At 74.0% G+C, this 17640-nt stretch carries 19 protein-coding genes; 9 read left to right on the top strand and 10 right to left on the bottom strand.

The genetic code is table 11. From position 1 onward, the window contains the following. Nucleotides 1–52: 52 nt before the first annotated feature. Both ACFUC1_RS00355 and ACFUC1_RS00360 read right to left on the bottom strand, forming a co-directional pair. A complete protein-coding gene (locus ACFUC1_RS00355) occupies nt 53–538 on the bottom strand; it encodes a hypothetical protein (protein WP_379115888.1) in 486 nt (161 codons plus the stop codon). Then, nucleotides 535–2625 carry a CARDB domain-containing protein gene (locus ACFUC1_RS00360; RefSeq protein WP_379115889.1) on the bottom strand — a complete coding sequence of 697 codons (2091 nt, stop codon included), beginning with the start codon at nt 2623–2625 and terminating at the stop codon, nt 535–537. The genes ACFUC1_RS00355 and ACFUC1_RS00360 overlap by 4 nt, the downstream gene beginning before the upstream one ends. Before the next feature lie 255 nt (nt 2626–2880). Between ACFUC1_RS00360 and ACFUC1_RS00365 the strand changes: the two genes are divergently transcribed. From ACFUC1_RS00365 to ACFUC1_RS00375, 3 genes are all read left to right on the top strand, one after another. After that, nucleotides 2881–3570, top strand: a complete 690-nt coding sequence (locus ACFUC1_RS00365) for a hypothetical protein (protein WP_379115890.1) — start codon at nt 2881–2883, stop codon at nt 3568–3570. A gap of 141 nt (nt 3571–3711) precedes the next feature. Further along, on the top strand, nt 3712–4461 hold the full coding sequence (locus tag ACFUC1_RS00370) for a trimeric intracellular cation channel family protein (protein WP_379115891.1): 750 nt from the start codon (nt 3712–3714) through the stop codon (nt 4459–4461). Continuing rightward, nucleotides 4458–5750 carry an amidohydrolase gene (locus ACFUC1_RS00375; RefSeq protein ID WP_379115892.1) on the top strand — a complete coding sequence of 431 codons (1293 nt, stop codon included), beginning with the start codon at nt 4458–4460 and terminating at the stop codon, nt 5748–5750. The genes ACFUC1_RS00370 and ACFUC1_RS00375 overlap by 4 nt, the downstream gene beginning before the upstream one ends. A gap of 91 nt (nt 5751–5841) precedes the next feature. On the opposite strand, the gene ACFUC1_RS00380 is transcribed toward ACFUC1_RS00375, so the two are convergent. The 4 genes from ACFUC1_RS00380 to ACFUC1_RS00395 all read right to left on the bottom strand — a co-directional run bounded on the left by ACFUC1_RS00380 (nt 5842) and on the right by ACFUC1_RS00395 (nt 10536). Beyond that, nucleotides 5842–6159, bottom strand: coding sequence for a hypothetical protein (locus ACFUC1_RS00380; protein WP_379115893.1), 318 nt, complete (start codon nt 6157–6159; stop codon nt 5842–5844). 47 nt (nt 6160–6206) lie between these two features. Then, entirely contained in the window at nt 6207–6734 is a 528-nt protein-coding gene (locus ACFUC1_RS00385) for a hypothetical protein (RefSeq protein WP_379115894.1), read from the bottom strand. 197 nt (nt 6735–6931) lie between these two features. Then, nucleotides 6932–8713 carry an ABC transporter ATP-binding protein gene (locus tag ACFUC1_RS00390; RefSeq protein WP_379115895.1) on the bottom strand — a complete coding sequence of 594 codons (1782 nt, stop codon included), beginning with the start codon at nt 8711–8713 and terminating at the stop codon, nt 6932–6934. Then, a complete protein-coding gene (locus tag ACFUC1_RS00395; RefSeq protein WP_379115896.1) occupies nt 8710–10536 on the bottom strand; it encodes an ABC transporter ATP-binding protein in 1827 nt (608 codons plus the stop codon). The genes ACFUC1_RS00390 and ACFUC1_RS00395 overlap by 4 nt, the downstream gene beginning before the upstream one ends. A gap of 68 nt (nt 10537–10604) precedes the next feature. Here ACFUC1_RS00395 and ACFUC1_RS00400 point away from each other — a divergent pair, with 68 nt between their 5' ends. Continuing rightward, nucleotides 10605–11249 carry a TIGR03085 family metal-binding protein gene (locus tag ACFUC1_RS00400; protein WP_379115897.1) on the top strand — a complete coding sequence of 215 codons (645 nt, stop codon included), beginning with the start codon at nt 10605–10607 and terminating at the stop codon, nt 11247–11249. A gap of 121 nt (nt 11250–11370) precedes the next feature. Here ACFUC1_RS00400 and ACFUC1_RS00405 read toward each other — a convergent pair whose 3' ends face one another. The 4 genes from ACFUC1_RS00405 to hisF form a co-directional block, all read right to left on the bottom strand. Continuing rightward, nucleotides 11371–11985, bottom strand: coding sequence for a maleylpyruvate isomerase family mycothiol-dependent enzyme (locus ACFUC1_RS00405; protein ID WP_379115898.1), 615 nt, complete (start codon nt 11983–11985; stop codon nt 11371–11373). Further along, complete coding sequence (locus ACFUC1_RS00410; protein WP_379115899.1) at nt 11982–12422, bottom strand: SRPBCC domain-containing protein; 441 nt, start codon at nt 12420–12422, stop codon at nt 11982–11984. Before ACFUC1_RS00410 ends, ACFUC1_RS00405 begins: the two co-directional genes overlap by 4 nt. Next, entirely contained in the window at nt 12419–12760 is a 342-nt protein-coding gene (locus tag ACFUC1_RS00415; RefSeq protein ID WP_379115900.1) for an ArsR/SmtB family transcription factor, read from the bottom strand. Before ACFUC1_RS00415 ends, ACFUC1_RS00410 begins: the two co-directional genes overlap by 4 nt. A 110-nt stretch (nt 12761–12870) precedes the next feature. Further along, nucleotides 12871–13656 carry an imidazole glycerol phosphate synthase subunit HisF gene (gene hisF, locus ACFUC1_RS00420; RefSeq protein ID WP_379115901.1) on the bottom strand — a complete coding sequence of 262 codons (786 nt, stop codon included), beginning with the start codon at nt 13654–13656 and terminating at the stop codon, nt 12871–12873. Between the two features lie 31 nt (nt 13657–13687). On the opposite strand from hisF, the gene ACFUC1_RS00425 reads away from it, so the two are divergent. From ACFUC1_RS00425 to ACFUC1_RS00445, 5 genes are all read left to right on the top strand, one after another. Further along, a complete protein-coding gene (locus tag ACFUC1_RS00425; protein ID WP_379115902.1) occupies nt 13688–14254 on the top strand; it encodes a uridine kinase in 567 nt (188 codons plus the stop codon). A gap of 48 nt (nt 14255–14302) precedes the next feature. Next, complete coding sequence (locus tag ACFUC1_RS00430; RefSeq protein WP_379115903.1) at nt 14303–14776, top strand: hypothetical protein; 474 nt, start codon at nt 14303–14305, stop codon at nt 14774–14776. Beyond that, on the top strand, nt 14776–15939 hold the full coding sequence (locus tag ACFUC1_RS00435; RefSeq protein WP_379115904.1) for an aromatic acid exporter family protein: 1164 nt from the start codon (nt 14776–14778) through the stop codon (nt 15937–15939). Before ACFUC1_RS00430 ends, ACFUC1_RS00435 begins: the two co-directional genes overlap by 1 nt. 22 nt (nt 15940–15961) lie before the next feature. Beyond that, nucleotides 15962–17170, top strand: coding sequence for a CynX/NimT family MFS transporter (locus ACFUC1_RS00440; RefSeq protein WP_379115905.1), 1209 nt, complete (start codon nt 15962–15964; stop codon nt 17168–17170). 91 nt (nt 17171–17261) lie between these two features. Beyond that, nucleotides 17262–17594 (top strand): TfoX/Sxy family protein, encoded by a 333-nt coding sequence (locus tag ACFUC1_RS00445; RefSeq protein ID WP_379115906.1) that lies wholly within the window; start codon nt 17262–17264, stop codon nt 17592–17594. The last annotated feature ends 46 nt before the right edge of the window (nt 17595–17640 follow it).

Below are 17640 nucleotides of genomic sequence, written 5' to 3' on the forward strand. Positions count from 1 at the left end.
GGTACACGAGGCCCGCTACCGCCCGGTTCACCGGTCCCGGTGAGCCATCGGGCTACGTGCCGATCAGCACGCTCACGGCGGTGTTCGACGGGCACGCCGGGATCTCCCGGATGGCCCAGCGACCCCGCAGCCCGTTGCCGGCGAAGTTCGACTCGGCGTCGCGCGCCTCGACCTCACCCTCCGACGGCCTCCAGCCGCGGCTGGAGTAGGCCTGCTGCATCTCGGCCAGGGTCTGCTTGAACGGCTTGGGCGACACCGCGGTGACGACCGTGCGGCCGGCGCTGCGTGCCTCGGTCCCGGTCACCACGTAGCCGTCCGGGACCCTCGCCTCGGCCGGGAAGCTCGACGGGAGGTCCACCCCCTTCGCGTCCTTCGCGCAGACGGGAGCGGCCTTCGTGCTGCCGCTGGCAGCCGGCTCCTTCATCGCGACGTCCATCTCGTCCGTCCCGCAGGCCGCGACGCCGAGCACCGCCACCACGGCCAGCGCGGCGGCTGCGGGACGGTGACCCGACCGCAGCCGCCGCACCGGCTCGGTCATCGCGTGACCTGCGTCTGCCGGCTGTTGTCGGTCTCGTCGGACTCCTTGACGACGTTCGCGGGGTCGACGACGACCTCGACGGTGTGGGTCCCCTTGCCCAGCCGCACGCCCGGGAAGGCCACCGTGGTCGACTGCCCTGCGGCCAGGTCGACCGCGGACGACGTCGCCACGTTGACCCCGTCGACCAGCAGCCGGGTCGTGACACCCGACGCAGCCGCCTTGCCCGTGTTCGCGACGGTCGTCGTCGCGGCATAGAGCCCCGAGACCTTGGCCACCGACAGCGTGGTCGGGGTCAGGTTCGGCAGGGCGTCGTACGCGGCGTACAGGGTGTTGCCGGACTGCTGGCGCGCGATGGTGGCGTACGCGTCGAAGTTCTGCGTCCCTCCGGGCTGGGCGCAGGCGCCGGTGCACCCGTCGGCGTAGCCGACCTCGACGCGCCCGGTCCGGTCCACCGTGGCGTCGATGAAGTCGAGCAGGTTGCGGTCGTTGCCGCAGGTCGTGCCGCCGGTGCAGATGGAACCGCGCTGCACCGGGTCGTCCGGCGTCGTGTCGACCGTGACCCAGCTCTTGCCACCGTCGTAGGTGGTGGCGACGTAGAGGTGCCAGACGCCCTTGAAGTTGGTGGCGTCCTGGTAGTTGCCGCCGGTCGTCGTGCCGATGAAGGCGAACGAGGCGCGGTCGTCGTCCCCGGCCACGACCGCCGGGAAGACGGTGTTGTGGATGCCGAGGCTCGCGCCGACGTTCTGGTCGTCGGTCCAGGTCTTGCCCTTGTCGCGGCTCACGGCGACACGCGGGGTGCCGTCGGCGGCCTGGTACCCCATGTAGACCGTGCCCTTGGAGCCGATGCCGACGCTGGGGTCGGAGTCGCCGGCGGTGCTGGCCGGGTCCTTGCGGACCGACCACGTGGTGCCGCCGTCCTCGGAGACGGCAACGGCCTGGTTGCCGCCACACGACTTGTTCGGGACGTAGACCGTGCCGTCGGGGGCGACCTTGACGTGGCCGTGCAGTCCACCGCAGTCGAGCAGGGAGTACATCGGGACGGCCGGCCCGAAGGTGGTGCCGCCGTCGTGGCTCGAGGCACAGCTCGCGTCGGCGATGTCCTGGCTGCAGTAGTAGACCGCGTTGGGGTACGTGGAGGTCGGCAGGGCGCCGACCCCGTTGGGCGAGTAGGGGCCCCCGCCGACCGTCTGGTGGTCGACACCCGAGTTGATGCCGCCGCCCTGGCTCGGCGACCACGTCTTGCCCTCGTCGTCGGAGTAGCACATCAGCGAGGTCTTGCCGGCCAGCTGGCTCTCGAAGACGCGACCCGTCGTGGGGTCGGTGAACCCGATCGGGTCGAGGGAGGTCGAGCCGCCGGTCAGGCAGCCGTTGGTGGGCGTGGCCGACACGTCCGTCCAGGTGACCTTCGACGGGGTGGTGCTGTCGTCCCACGTCGCCTTGTACGTGTCGTAGAGCGCCTGGTAGAAGGTCGAGCCGGTCTTGTGGCTGCTGCCGATCGACGGCTCACCCGCGTTGTGGGCCTGGGCGAAGGACTGGGGCGCCCCGTACTGGCTGTAGGTCGGCGGCGTGGCCGTGCTCGGCGCCGGGTTCGGCGCGATGTCGGTGAGCGTGGCGGTCCCGGTGACCGACTCCCCCAGCGGGGCGTACGGGACGACGCGCACGGTGTAGTCGCCGCTCGTCGGCGGGACCACCATGACCTCGGGGTCGGCACTCGACGCGGACGACGCGACGACGGCCCCGCTGGAGTCGAGCAGGTAGATGTCGAAGTCGGCGGCGGCGTTGGCCCAGCCCACCTTGACCGTCAGCTGGTGGCTGTCGCCGTACCCGCTGGGGGTCGAGACGTGCAGGGCGAAGTCGTCACAGAGCTGCGGGCCGCAGGTCACCGAGCCCGTCGTCCCGGCGACGTTCGCCAGTGCGAACGGGCCGGCGGTCCACTGGGTGCTGGTGCTCGTGTCCGAGACGGTCCCCGAGGCGGGGGTCGCGGCGAGCGCCGGCGCGGCGGCGACGAGGCCACCCACGACGCAAGCGACGGCCAGGGCCGCGAGCCGTGGGCGTGGGCGGAGGCGGGCGAAGACGGATGACACCATGCGTGCGGCTCCTCGGTCTTGGGGGACGAGCCCCGGGGGGTGGGCTCGCGCGTGGGTGCGACGCCGGGGACACACAGCTCCGTGGCCTCACCCGACCGCTCAACGAGGCAGCCCCCCTCCGGGGTACGGGTCTGCCGGCAGCGAAGTTGGGGGGCACACGTTTCGCCCTGGCCCCGAGCGGGCAGGTACACCGGTGACGCGGCGCTCGCGGCATACGTCCGACGACCGTCCGCGCCCCCACGGGAGGTGCACGGCATGAGCGACATTCGGGACGAGAGGAGCGGCGTGCGCGACGAGCGGCTCGCGCGCCGCGAGGACGTAGTGGACGACGGGCGGTACGCCCGCCGCGACGAGGTGGTGCGGGACGACCGGGGGTATGCCGTCGACGACGGGCTCGCGCCAGGCGCCAGCCGGTACGGCGGCGTCAAGGCGGGCTCGGCCTTCTTCGGCTGGCTCAGCGCGATGGGCCTGGCGGTGCTCCTCACCGCGGTGCTGGCCGCCGCGGGCACCGCCGTCGGGCTCGAGACGGGCACGAACGCGACGACGGCGGCCGACCAGGCTGCAGGCAACGCCAGGACGGTGGGCATCGCCGGCGCGGTCGCCATTGCTGTCATCCTGCTCGTGAGCTACTACTGCGGCGGATACGTGGCCGGTCGCATGGCCCGCTTCAACGGAGCACGTCAGGGAGTTGCCGTCTGGCTGTGGTCGGTCGTGGTCGCCGTGGTCGTGGGTGTCATCGGTGCGGTGGCTGGGAGCAGGTACGACGTCCTCGGGCGGCTCAACAGCTTCCCGCGGCTGCCCATGCACGTCAGCACCCTGACGACCGCCGGTGCCGTGGCACTGGTGGTGGCCCTGCTGATCGCCCTCGTCGGTGCCGTCCTCGGCGGCATCGCCGGCATGCGGTTCCACCGCCGGGTGGACCGCGTCGTCCGCGAGCCGTACTGACGCACCCACCCGCAGCGCGTCTCCGCCCGGGGCTCGTCGCACAGGGCGGGGTGAGTCGTCGCGCACGGATCGGCGCCCGGGTGCAGGATGAGGGCATGCGGAGCGGGACGGCGCCCCGGTGAGCAGCGCGGGCGGCTAGCGGTGCCGCTCGAGGGGGTCGACGACGTCTTCCGCGTGCTGGACCTCGCGGGCGTCTTCGCCAACGCCGTCCTCGGCGGGGTCATCGCCCGTCGTGAGCGCCTCGACCCCATCGGCTTCGCCACCCTGGCCGTCCTGTCCGGGCTCGGGGGCGGGATCATCCGCGACGTCCTGCTCCAGCACGGGCCGCCCGTGGCCCTCACCGACTACGCCTACCTGGCGACGGCGTTCGCGGGGGCGGCGGCGACCTACCTCGTCACGGTGGAGGGCCGCCTGTGGGACCGCGCGTGGCCGGTGGTCGACGCCGTCGCCCTCGGCTGCTGGGCCAGCGCGGGCGCGACCAAGACCCTCGCGGTCGGCCTGGGCTGGCTGCCCGCGGTCCTGCTCGGGGTGGTGACCGCCGTCGGCGGCGGTGCGGTGCGGGACATCGTGCTGCGCCGGGTCCCGGGCGTCCTGGGTGGCAACACGCTGTATGCCACGGCCGCCCTCGCCGGTGCTGGTGTGCTCGTCCTCCTGCGGCAGGCGGGGCTCCCGACCGCGGGCTCCCTCGCCGGGCTCGCTGTCGGTGCCGGCGTGTGCCTGCTCGCCCGGTGGCGCGGGTGGATCCTGCCCAGCGCCGACGCCTGGTCGCCCGCACGGGTCGTCCCCCAGCGCTACCGCGGGCGGCTGCGGCGCAGGGGCGTGGGTCGGGGACGTCCCCGGTCCCGGCACGCCGAGGCCACCACCCCATCCCACCCCACGGAGGAGCCATGACCGAACAGCCGGCCACAGGCACGACCGCGGCGACCGTCCTCGCCGACCTGCCACGGACCCGCGGGTGGCAGGAGGACTTCTACCGCGACGTGCACCGGCACCCCGAGCTGTCCCACCAGGAGCAGCGCACCGCCGCGGCGGGGGCCGCCCGTCTCCGCGACGCCGGGTACGCCGTCACCGAGGGCGTCGGCGGGACCGGGGTGGTGGGCGTGCTGGAGCACGGCGACGGCCCGACGGTGCTGCTCCGTGCGGACATGGACGCCCTGCCCGTGCGTGAGGCGACCGGTCTGGCATACGCGAGCACGGTGACCGCAACCGACCCCACCGGCGTCGAGGTCCCGGTCATGCACGCCTGCGGGCACGACGTCCACGTCACGTGCCTGCTCGGGGCGGCCGACCTGCTCGCCACCCACCGCGACCGCTGGTCGGGGCGCCTCGTCGTGGTCCTGCAGCCCGCGGAGGAGCTCGGTGACGGCGCACGGCGGATGGTCGAGGACTCCCTCTCCGCGATCGCCGGGCACGTGGACGTGGCCCTCGCCCAGCACGTCCTCCCGATGCCGGCGGGCACCGTCGGGACCCGTGCGGGCGCGGTGCTGTCCGCAGCCGACAGCATGCGTGTCACGGTCCACGGCCGCGGCGCCCACGGGTCGATGCCGCAGGCGTCGGTCGACCCGGTCGTCCTGGCCGCGATGATCGTCGTCCGGCTGCAGACCGTCGTGTCGCGGGAGGTGGCGCCGACGGATCCCGCGGTCCTCACGGTCGGGAGCATCCGCTCGGGCAGCAAGAGCAACGTCATCGACGACGTGGCGGTCCTCGAGCTCAACGTGCGCACCTACGACGAGGCGACCCGCACGACGGTGCTCGACGCCATCCGGCGCATCGTGGTCGCCGAGTGCCAGGCCTCCGGGTCGCCCCGCGAGCCGGAGTTCGAGCTCTTCGACCGGTTCCCGCCGACGGTCAACGACGCCGAGGTCACCGAGCGGGTGCGCTCTGCCTTCGCGACGCACTTCGGCGATGCAGCTGGCGAGCTGCCCCTGCAGAGCGCCAGCGAGGACTTCAGCGACCTGCCGGTCGCGCTGGGGGCGCCGTACAGCTACTGGGGCATCGGTGGGGTGGAGCCGCAGGCGTATGCCGCGGCGCAGGCCGCCGGGCGCGTCGCCTCGGACATCCCCGTCAACCACTCCCCCTACTTCGCCCCGGTGCTGCAACCGACCCTCGACACCGGCACGAGCGCCCTGGTCGTCGCCGCCCTCGAGTGGCTCGCTCCCCACGGCAGTTCCCGCTCCTGAGGGCAGGCCACCCAGGACCCGCACCGGTCGCGGAGGCGGGCGCGCCACGAGCAGCCGCCCCGGGCCCGCCGGGCAACCCCGGCGTGGCACCTCACCGCACCGGGTTGAACTCCAGGGCTCGGGCGCGCGCCGCGAGCACCGAGCCGTGGCAGTCGAGGCGGACACCCAGGGCCTCGACGGGCGGCAGCTCTGCAGGCAACGGACCGCACGGAGAGCGCGCCGGCAGGTGGGCCGACCACACGGCGCTGGCAGCATCGCCGACGCTCGGCACCGTGAGGTCGGACGGCTGCACGGGCGCCGCGACCACGACCGCGGCGAGGGCGACGGGCACCAGGACGAGCAGCACCGCGCGTGAGGGACCACGGACGGTGGCGGTGCGTGGTGCCGTGGCGACGGTCAGCGCGTGCACCGGGTCCCCCTTCCTGTCGGCACCGGACGGTCAGCCGCCGGGTGCGCTCAGAGCCCCAGCTCCGCGCACACGTCGGTGGCCGTGCTGGGGATCCGGACCGGGGTCATCGACCCGTCCGGGTGCGTGACGAAGTCGATCAGCCCGGTCGTGCCGAAGATCTGCGGGAGCCCGAGCTGTGCCGCCTGGTCGGGGCTCACGGCGAACGAGTAGTGGCCGCTGCTGCGGGTCTCGACGTCCCCGTTGGCGTAGGTGATCGTGAGCCCCGGCCCGCCGGTGTTGAGGCGGACCGAGCGGTCCGCCGTGCTGAACTGGATCGTCAGCGAACCGGTGAACTGCTGGATGTCGACCGTCCCGGGCCGCAGCGGCAGCTCACGGACGTACTCCTTGGAGTAGGGGAACGACAGGTCGACCGGCGTCGACCCGCAGGCCACCACGATGCCCACCGGTGGCTGCCACGGGGTCCACCCCGACCCGCGGGCCGACGCGGCTGTTGCGGGGAGGAGGAGCAGGGCCGTGGCGGCCAGCCCGGCAGACCACCGTCGAACGGCTGGTCGTGACATTGCTGACGCAGTCATGTGGGTCCACCTCCGGCTCGTGCGGGACCGCAACCACCCCTGCGCACCACCAGCGTCCTCGCGCACGCCCGCGCGGCAACGCCATTCCGCCGTAGGACGCCGGGCCGTACGTCCTAGGACACATGGGGTGGGTCGAGCGCCTCCTCACCCCCTCCGGCCGTCCCGGGGTCGTCGTGGCCGTCCGGGACGGAGCGCGGTCAGCCGCGTTGCTGGGCGGCCCAGGAGGCGTGCAGTGCCGAGTAGACGCCGCCCCGGCCGACGAGCTCGCGGTGTGGGCCGCGCTCGACGATGCGGCCCTTGTCGACCACGACGACCTCGTCGGCGGCCTCGGCGGTGGAGAGCCGGTGGGCGATCGCGATCGAGGTGCGACCACGGGTCAGGCCCTCCAGCGCGCGCTGGATGCGCACCTCGGTGGACGGGTCGACCGCCGATGTCGCCTCGTCGAGCACCAGCAGGTCCGGGTCGGCGAGGTAGGCCCGCGCCAGCGCCACGAGCTGCCGCTCCCCTGCGGACAGCGACTCCCCGCGCTGCCCGACCTCGGTGGCCAGGCCCTGGGGCAGTCCGGAGAGCCAGTGGTCCAGCCCCAGCTCGGTGATGGCGAGCCGCACGTCGTCGTCGCTGGCATCGGGCCGGCCGAAGCGCACGTTCTCCAGCAGGGTCGCGTCGAACAGGAACCCCTCCTGCGGCACGAGGACGACGCGGTCGCGCAGGGAGGAGAACCGCACCCGGCGCAGGTCCGCGCCGTCGATGCGCACGGTGCCCTCGGTCGGGTCCATGAGTCGCGTGAGCAGCTTGGCCAGGGTCGACTTGCCCGACCCCGTCTCCCCCACGATCGCAACCCGGGAGCGCGGCGCGATGCTCAGCTCGACGTCGTGCAGGACCGTCTCGCCGCCGGGGTAGGCGAACGACACGTGGTCGAAGTCGACGCTGATCGGCCCGCGCGGCAGCACCACCCCGTCGTCGCCCGGGTCGGCCACGTCGGCCGGGGTGTCGACCACGCCGATGACCCGCCGCCACCCGGCGACGGCGTTCTGCAGCTCGTTGAGGATCTCGGTCGCCTGCTGCACGGGCTGGGTGAACAGGTTGACGAGGAAGAGGAACGCCAGCAGCTGGCCGAGGGTCAGGTGGCCGCGCGTCGCCTGCACCGTGCCGACCACGAGCACGACGGCCAGCGTCAGCCCGGCGACCAGCTGGCCGGACGAGAACGCGACGACCGACCGGACCTGGGCGCGGATCGAGGCCGCACGGTGGGCCTCGATCGCGGCGTCGATGCGCTCGGCGGTGCGCTCCTCCACCCCGTACGCGCGGATCGTCGAGGCACCGACGACCGACTCGGACACCGCCGCCAGCAGGTCGCCGACCCGCTCGCGCACCTGCGTGTACGCCCGTCCCACGACCCGCTGGAACCGGCGGATCACCAGCAGCAGCGGCACGAAGCAGAGCCACACGACGGCGGCCAGCAGGGGGCTGTAGTAGACCATCAGGCCGGTCGCCACGACGATCTGCCCGAGGCTGAGGATGAGGATGATCCCGCCGAACTGCACGAACTGGCTGATCGTGTCGACGTCGGAGGTCACGCGGCTGACCATCGACCCGCGGCGCTCGGTGTTCTGGGTGAGCATCGACAGGTCGTGGATGTGCCGGAACGCCTTGAGCCGCAACGTCGCCAGCCCCGCCTCGGACGCACGGTAGAGGCGCACGTTCACGGCATACGCGCTGAGGGCGGTGGCCACGACGGCGACCAGCGCGAGCAGGACGTACCGGGTGACGAGGGCGGGGTCGGGGCCACCCTTGCCGAGCAGGCCGTGGTCGGTGGTCTGCTGCACGACGAACGGCACCACGATGCGTCCCACGGTGGTGACGGCGGCCAGGCCCAGCGTGACGCCGATGCCCTTGCGCAGCTCGGGTGACAGGTCCAGGCCGCGCCGCAGCGTGTCGACCGTGCCGAGCGAGGAGGTGGCGTCGATGGACGTGCTCACGCGCTGACCTCCTCGTCGGACGCGACGGCGGCGCGTTCGGCCGCCTCCCGGGCGTATGCCGTGACGAGCCGCTCGTACCCGGCGCACCGCCCCAGCAGCTCGGCGTGCGTGCCGTGGTCGAGGACCCTGCCGTTCTCGACGTAGACGATCTCGTCGGCGAGGGTGATCGTCGACATCCGGTAGGCGACGACGAGCACGGTCGTGCCCTCGCTCGAGCGGCGCAGGGCGCCGAGGATCGCCTGCTCCACCGACGGGTCGACGGCACTCGTCGCGTCGTCGAGGACGAGCAGCCGCGGTGAGCGGATCACCGCGCGGGCCAAGGCGATCCGCTGTCGCTGGCCACCGGACAGCGACGCGCCCCGCTCCCCCACGTGCGTGTCCAGACCAGCCGGCAGCGCGCGGACGAAGCCGGCGGCCTGCGACACCTCGAGGGCGTGCCACACCTCCTCGTCGGTGCGCTCCACACCGAGGGTGACGTTGCCGCGGACGCTGTCGTCGAACATGAAGGTCTGCTGCGGCACGAGCGCGGCCGCGGCCGGCACCCCGCCGCGGGCCACCTCGCGCAGGTCGACCCCGTCGATGCTGACCGTGCCGCGCTCGGGGTCGACGAGCCGCAGGGTGAGGTTGGTGAGGGTGGACTTGCCGGAGCCGGTCGGGCCGACCAGTGCCACCGTCGAGCCGGCGGGGACGTCGATGGTGACGTCGTGGATCGCCCGGAACTGCGAGGCGTTCCCCTCCTCGTCCACGACCTCGTAGGAGTAGTCCACGCCGGTGAGGGTCGAGCGGGCCGAGCTCCCCTGCGGCAGGGTGGCCTCGCCGTGCGTCAGCGCGCCGCGGGCGCGCAGCACGCCGTCGACGCGGTCCCAGCCGACGACCGTGCGGGGCAGCTCGCCGAGCACCCAGCCGAGGGCGCGCACCGGGAAGGCGAGGACCGAGATGAGGTAGGCGATCTGGACGACCTCGGCCGGCTGGAGGGCGCCCGAGGCGACCTGGTGCGTGCCGACCGCGAGGACGGCGAGCGTGCCGAGCGTGGGGATTGCCTCGATGACGGGGTCGAACGTGCCGCGCGTGCGCCCGACCTCCACGTTGGCGGACTGGAGGCGGCGGGTGACCTCCTCGAACCGGTCGGCCTCCTGCTGCTCGCGACCCATCGCCTTGACGACCAGGGCCGCCTCGAACGACTCGTGCGCGACCTCGCTCACCTCGGCCCGCAGCTGCTGGGCCCGGGCGATCCGCGGCGACATCGCCCGCTGGAACACCATGTTCGCGAGGAACAGCGCCGGGAAGACGGTGAGGCCGATGATGGCCATGACGGGGTCGACCAGGACCATCTGGACGATCCCGGCGACGAGCATGACGATGACGCCGAGCGCCATCGGCAGCGGCGCGAAGACGTTCCACGTGGCCTCGACGTCGGCATTGGCGTTCGACAGCAGCTGGCCGGACGGGTGCCGGTGGTGCCACGACAGCGGCAGGCGCAGGTACTGGCGGGTGACGTCGCGGCGGAACTGGGCGGCGACGTTGTACATCGTGTAGCCGGCGGCGATCCGGCGGATGACCACGCCGACCACGTTGAGGCAGACCACCCCGGCGACCCACCCGAAGGTCGCCCACAGCTGGTGGGCGGTCGCGTGCCCGGCCGCGACCGCCGGCTGCACCTGCTCGCGGGTGACCTTGCCGATGGCCCACGCCGTGAGCACGGTCATCACGCCGTAGAGGGTGCTGCCGGCCACGGCGAACGCGAACCAGCGCGGCTCCCGGCGCACCCCGACCCACACAATCCGGAGGGCACGACGCAGCGACGGGGCGGCGTCGACGGGCACAGCGAACCTCCGGCAGGGTGGTGGTGGGCGAGACGGCAAGCGTATGCCGCGACAGGCATGATGATCGCATGACCTCCCTGGCCCGCCGCGAGCGGTTTTCCCTCTGCGACACCTTCCTCGAGAAGGGCCCGGACGCCCCGACCCTGTGCTCGCCCTGGACGACCGCCGACCTCGCCGCGCACCTCGTCATCCGCGACCGCAGGCCGGACCTCGGCGTGGGGATCGTGCTGCCGCCGCTGGCCGGGCGTCTCGAGGACGGCATGAAGGAGTACGCGGCGAAACCGTGGCCGGACCTGGTGGACCTGGTGCGCAGCGGTCCGCCGGTCTGGTCGCCGTTGCGCGTCCCCAAGCTGGACGACCTGGCCAACCTGTCCGAGTACTTCGTCCACCACGAGGACGTCCTGCGCGGTGACGAGACGCCCGGTCCCCGCCGGCAGGTGTCGACGGAGCTGTCCGACGCCCTGTGGTCCCAGCTCTCGCGCGTCGCGCGGCTGTGCTTCCGCCGCAGCCCGGTCGGGGTCGTGCTGTCCACGCCGGACGGCCGCCGCATCCACGCCCGCGGCACGACCGAGCTCGGGACGGTCGTCCTCGAGGCGCGGCCGGAGGAGCTGCTGCTCGCCGCGTTCGGGCGGCACCGGGTCGCCGAGCTGGAGGTGACCGGCGGCGACGACGCGGTCGCCGCGCTCTGGGCCGCTCCCGTCGGCTTGGGCTGAGCCGCAAAACGGCAGTTGCGTACACGAAACGGCGGTTCCGGAACCCCGTTTCGTGCCAGCAACTGCCGTGTTGCGCCCCCGGCCGCCGGCGCCCCGTCGTCGCGCCGTGGGGGGGCTCCCGTCAGCGGCGGGGCAGCGAGCGGCCGTCGGGCAGGGTGCGCCCGGACACGAGCGAGACCAGCTCGCCGAGGGGGGCACGGAGCGGCTCCCCGCTCCCCCAGGACCAGTCGGCGTCGCTGGCCTCGAGCCGCACGCCGGACAGGTCGACGCCGAACCACGACCCGCCCGTGGCGACGACAGCATCCAGCACCGCCACGACCGCGTCCTGCGGCGCCACCGTCGGCACGCCGAGGGCGACCGTCACGTCGAGGGAGTGGATCACCGCGTGGCTCAGCGCACCGGCCGCTCCCCCGCCCGGTGGCTGCCACGCGTGCAGCCGGGCCGAGCGCAGCTGCTCGAGGAGCTCCGCCCGGGGCAGGGCCGAGTCGCGCGCCGCCACCGTGTTCGACAGGACGCCGAAGTCCCCGCCGGCCGCGGCCATCTCCGCGCCCCACTGCTCGGGCGTGAGGCGCGCCGGCATCGTGACGTGGGCGACCACGTGCGCCACGGTCCATCCCTCGCACAGCGACGGGTGGCCCCACGCGTCGGCGGGGTCCGTTCCGGCGGCGCCCTCGGTGTCGAGGAGGTCCGCCAGCCGGGTGAGGGTGGGCGGCACCCTTTCCTGCAGGTCGGTCATGACAGCTCCTCCTGGACGAGTGCGGCGAGGTGGCGCTCGAGCTTGTCGAGCGAGGTGAGGAAGCCGGCGCGGGCCTGCGGGCGGCGCATGCCCTCCGGCACGTTGCGCTGGGTGATGGTGACGGCGGTGTGCCCGTCGCCGAGGTCTTCCAGCGTGTTGGTCGTGCTCAGCCCCGAGGCCGGCTCGACCCAGCTGAGCCGCTCGGGCGGGACGACCTCGGTGAACGTCGCGACCATGCGGTGGCTGCCGTGCGCCCCGACCATGAGCGTCTCGAACCGGCCGCCCGGGCGCAGCTCGACCACGATGCCGTCGACCGGGGTCTGCATGCCCTCCGGCCCCCAGAAGGCGGCCAGCTCGGCGGGCTCGGTGAGGCAGCGCCAGACGAGCTCCCGCGGCGCCCGGAACACTCGCTCGTGGACGAGGTGGTCCTCGTTCATGCCTGCCCCCGCTCCTGGACCGCGGCGAGGTGCGCCTCGAGCCGGTCCATCCGCGCGGACCAGGTGCGTCGGCTCTCCTCGAGCCACGACTCGGCCTCGCGGAGCACCCCCGGCTCGAGCCGGCACGGCCTGGCCTGCCGGTCCCGGCCGCGGCTCACCAGCCCGCACCGCTCGAGCACGCGGATGTGCTGGGACACGGCCTGAAGGCTCATCGCGTACGGCTCGGCCAGCTCGGTCACCGTCGCGTCACCGCGGCTCAGCCGCGCCACGATGTCGCGGCGGGTGGGGTCGCCGAGCGCGGTGAACACCGCGTCGAGCTGGGCGGTTCCGGTCGTCATGCGGTTATTCAAGCACCCACTTGATCAAGCGTCCACTGGAATACGAGAAGGCGCGCAGGCGCGGCGCCGGTTGCTCGCCCGGTGCCGCACCGGCCCCGCCGTCCCCCGGTTCAGCGGACCGGCAGCCGGACCGGTATGCCGTCCTGCGCCAGCGCCGCCTTGACGTCGCCGACGGTGAGCTCGCCGAAGTGGAAGACGCTCGCGGCGAGCACCGCGTCCGCCCCCGCGTGCACCGCCGGGGCGAAGTGCTCGACCCTGCCCGCGCCACCGCTGGCGATGAGCGGGATGCGCAGCTCCGCCCGCACCAGCCGGATCAGCTCGAGGTCGAACCCGTCCTTGGTGCCGTCGGCGTCCATCGAGTTGAGCAGCACCTCGCCGGCGCCCAGCTCCTGGGCCCGCACGCACCACTCGACGGCGTCGATGCCGGTGCGCTGCCGACCGCCGTGGGTCGTCACCTCGAACCCGCCGAGCAGCGACCCGTCCTCGCCCCGCCGTCGGCGGACGTCGGCGGACAGCACGAGCACCTGCGAGCCGAACCGCTCGGCCACCTCGGACACGAGCTCGGGCCGGGCGATCGCGGCCGTGTTGACCCCGACCTTGTCGGCCCCGGCCCGCAGCAGCCGGTCCACGTCGTCGACGGTGCGAACTCCCCCGCCGACGGTCAGCGGGATGAAGACCTGCTCGGCAGTGCGGCGCACCACGTCGTACGTCGTCTCGCGGTCGCCGCTGCTGGCCGTCACGTCGAGGAAGGTCAGCTCGTCGGCGCCCTGCTGGCCGTACGCCTTCGCCAGCTCGACGGGGTCCCCGGCGTCGCGCAGGTTCTCGAACTGCACTCCCTTGACCACACGGCCCGCGTCGACGTCGAGGCAGGGGATGACGCGGGTGGCGAGGCTCACCCCCGAAGGGTATCCACCTAGGGTGAGCGCCATGCCCGTCGACCGCAGCACGGACCACGTGAGCCGGATCGTGGCGCTCGTGGACGCCACCCCGGCGCGCTGCGGCGGCACCCACCTCGTGGCGGTCGACGGCCCCAGCGGCTCCGGCAAGACCACGCTCGCCCGGCAGGTGGCCGAGGTCCTCGCGGCGCCCACGGTGCACATGGACGACCTCTACCCGGGGTGGGACGGACTGCGGGCGGGCACCCACCGGGCGGACGAGTGGATCGTGCGACCGCTGCGCGAGGGTCGCGCCGCCCGCTACCAGCGTTGGGACTGGCACGCCGACCGGTATGCCGAGTGGGTGCAGCTCCCGGCCACCGACGTCGTGGTGCTCGAGGGCTGCGGGTCGGGCGCCCTCCCGGGTGGGGCGTTCGCCTCCGTGCTCGTCTGGGTGGAGGCGGCCGAGGACGTCCGGTACGCCCGGGCCCTGGCCCGCGACCCCGGGTTCGCCCCGTTCTGGGACCAGTGGGCCGCCCAGGAGCGGCGCCTCTACGACGCCGACCGCACCTGGGAGCGGGCCGACCTCGTCGTCGACACGACCTCCGGCCGGGCCTGACCGCGCGTGGTCGGGCGCGCCGGTGCCGCGTGCTGCCAGAATCGCCACATGGAGCCCGTCGAGGACACCGAGGCCGCAGCGGCGGCGCCCACCGGCGACGTCGGCACCGGGCCCGACGACCTCGACCCCGGGACGGACGGCCTCTACCCCGCCGACGACACGGGGCTGCGCTCGGTGCACGACGCGGTCGTGATGCTCGCCGAGGGTCTCGGCGAGGACACGCGCCGGGTCGCCGCCCGGTCCGGCGAGGCCGTCGTCGACGGGGCCGCCGACGACGGGGCTGCCGAGCCCTGGGTGAAGGTCGCCCGACGGACGGAGTTCGCCGCCGTCGGACCCGGCCCCGACGGCACCGTCCGGGTCGGCCTGGTCTTCGCCGGTGAGGTGCCGGACGACGAGCGCCTCGCCCCCGCCACGGGGTTCGGCGCCTCGACCCACCACCTCGACCTGCCGGCCGACTGCGACGAGGACGACATCCGCGCGCTCGAGCCGCTCCTCGAGGCGGCCTACCTCCAGAACGGCTGATGGCAGCCACCGGAGCGCGGGGCGGCCGCGCGCTGCCGCGGGTCCCCACCTCGGCCGACCTGGTCCGCGCCGCCGCCCGCTCGCGTCGCGAGGCCAGGACGCGGACCCGGCGGATGCTGGCCCGGCTGGCCTTCGTCGTGCAGTGCGGGCTCGGCGCCGCGACCGCGTGGTGGGTCGCCTCCCACGTCCTGGGCCACCAGCGCCCGTTCTTCGCCCCGGTGACGGCGATCGTCTCGCTCGGCCTGTCCTACGGCCAGCGACTGCGCCGGGTCGTCGAGGTGATGATCGGCGTCGCCGTCGGGGTCTTCGTCGGGGACGCCTTCGTGCACTTCTTCGGGTCCGGCACGTGGCAGATCGTCGTCGTCGTGGTCCTGGCCATGAGCATCGCCGCCCTGCTGGGTGCCGGGCCCCTGCTCACGACGCAGGCAGGGGTGCAGTCGGTCATCGTCACGACCCTGACCGCTGCGCCGGGCTACGCGTTCACCCGCTGGCTCGACGCCGTCGTGGGCGGGGTGGTCGCCCTGCTGTTCACGGTCCTCGCGCCCACCGCCCCCATCCGCAGGCCGCGGCAGCAGGCGTCGGTCGTCGTGCAGGAGATCGGCGAGATCCTCTCCGAAACGGTGCGGGCCGTCCGGGACCGCGACTCCGACCTCGCCACGGCGACCCTGGCCCGGGCCCGCTCCTCGGAGTCGATGCTCGACGAGCTGCGGTCGCTGTCGGCGGAGGGCATCGCCGTCGTCCGGCTCTCGCCGTTCCGCCGGCGCCACCTGCCCGGGGTGCAGGCCATCGCCGACCTGCTCGAGCCGCTCGACCGTGCCATCCGCAACCTGCGGGTCCTCGTGCGTCGTGCCGCAGTCGCGACCTGGCGCGACGAACCGGTGCCCCCGGCATACCTGCGGCTCGTCGAGGCGCTGGCCGAGGTGACCGGCGACATCGCCCGTGAGCTCGGCGAGCGGCGGCTGCCCACCAACGCGCGGGCCGGCCTGTACCAGGTGGCCGAGCTCAGCGCCGTCCTCGACCCGATGTCGGGGCTGTCGGCCGAGGTGATGCGGGCGCAGATCCGCTCGATGGTGGTCGACCTGCTCATGCTCACCGGCCTGTCGGCGGACGAGGCGCGCGACCACGTCCCCGAGTCGATGACCACCGGTCCCGAGGACGGCTGAGCGGCCTGCAAGACTGGCCCCGATGTCGCAGGCCACCGTCCGTCCCGCACCCACCGCCGCCCCGCCCACCTGGCTGGTCGCGGTCGGTCTCGTCGCCGTCGCCGTCAACCTGCGCACGGTCATGGCCAGCGTTCCCCCGCTCGTGCAGGACATCGGGCACGACCTGCACCTCGGCAACGCCGCCCTCGGCACCCTCACCACCCTGCCGGTCCTCTGCATGGGGCTGTTCGCACCGGTGGCGCAGCGCGTGGCGGCCCGGGTCGGTGCCGCGACCGGCGTTCAGGCGGCGGTCGTGTGCGTCCTGCTCGGCCTGCTCTCCCGCTTCGGCGGCGGGAACGTGTGGCTGCTGTATGCCGGGACGTTCGTGGCCGGGGTCGGCATCGCCCTCGGCGGGACCCTGCTGCCCGGGCTGGTCAAGGAGCTGTTCCCGCCGGAGCGCTCCGGACTGGTCACGGGCCTCTACATGCTCGCGATGATGGGGGGTGCCGGCGCGTCGTCCGCGCTGTCCGTGCCGCTGCGCGAGCGCCTCGGGTCGTGGCAGGGCTCGCTCGGGTCGTGGTCGGTCCTGGCCGTCGTCGGCGCACTGGCCTGGCTGCCCATCTGGCGCGGGCACACGCGGCTGCGGGCCGAGGACCCCGTCGTCGTGGTCCCGACGCGGCTGCCGTGGCGGCACGCGACGGCCTGGCTGGTCGCCGGCTACCTCACGATCCAGTCCGTCGAGTTCTACTCGTCCCTGGCATGGCTCGCCCCGACGTATGCCGCGCGCGGCTGGGACCCGACCCACGCCGGGTACCTCCTCAGCGTCTTCACCGCGCTGCAGCTGGTCTCCGGGCTGCTCGGGCCCGCGCTGGCCGACCGCGTCCACGACCACCGCGCCCTGCTGCTCGCCGCCTCGGTGCTCGGGCTCCTCGGCCAGGCCGGGCTCTGGCTGGCGCCCGGCGCATCGCCCTGGATGTGGGCGGGGGTCCTCGGGTTCGGGCAGGGCGCCTCCTTCGCGCTCGGCCTCGTGCTCATGGTCGACTACGCCTCGACCCCGGCGGCGAGTGCGCGGCTCGCGGGCATGGCGTTCTTCTTCAGCTACACGATCGCCTCCCTCGGACCCGCGACGCTGGGCGCGCTGCGCGATGCCACCGGCGGCTTCGACGCCGTCTGGATGGTGCTGACGCTCCTGATGGTGGGGCAGGTGGGCTTCGCGGCCGTGCTCCGGCCGGGACTGGCGCGCATCCCCTGACCGGCGGCGGGGCCGCCTCCCCGCGTCCGCGCCCGTGGCGCCCCGGGGCCGTTTCGGCCCGGGTGTCGGCGCCCGGTGGGATGCTGCCGCCATGGCGTACGACCACGAGCTCGCCGACCGCCTGCGCACCGCGCTGCAGGACGTCGACGACGTGCAGGAGAAGGCGATGTTCGGCGGCCTGGCGTTCCTCGTCGGCGGCCACATGGCGGTCGCAGCGAGCGGCCAGGGCGGCCTCATGGTCCGGTGCGACCCGGCCCGCACGGGCGAGCTGCTCGACGGCGGCGAGGCCGAGCCGATGGTCATGCGGGGCCGCGAGATGGACGGCTGGCTGCGGGTCGCCACCGACCGGGTGGACTCCGACGAGGCACTCCAGCGGTGGGTCGACACCGGCGTGGCGAGTGCCGCGTCCCTCCCCCCGAAGTAGGCAGAGGGTTTGGGGGGCGCCACCAGCGGGCACACACCGTCCAGCC

The sequence above is a fragment of the Pedococcus sp. NPDC057267 genome, assembly GCF_042668795.1.
Lineage (GTDB): Bacteria > Actinomycetota > Actinomycetes > Actinomycetales > Dermatophilaceae > Pedococcus.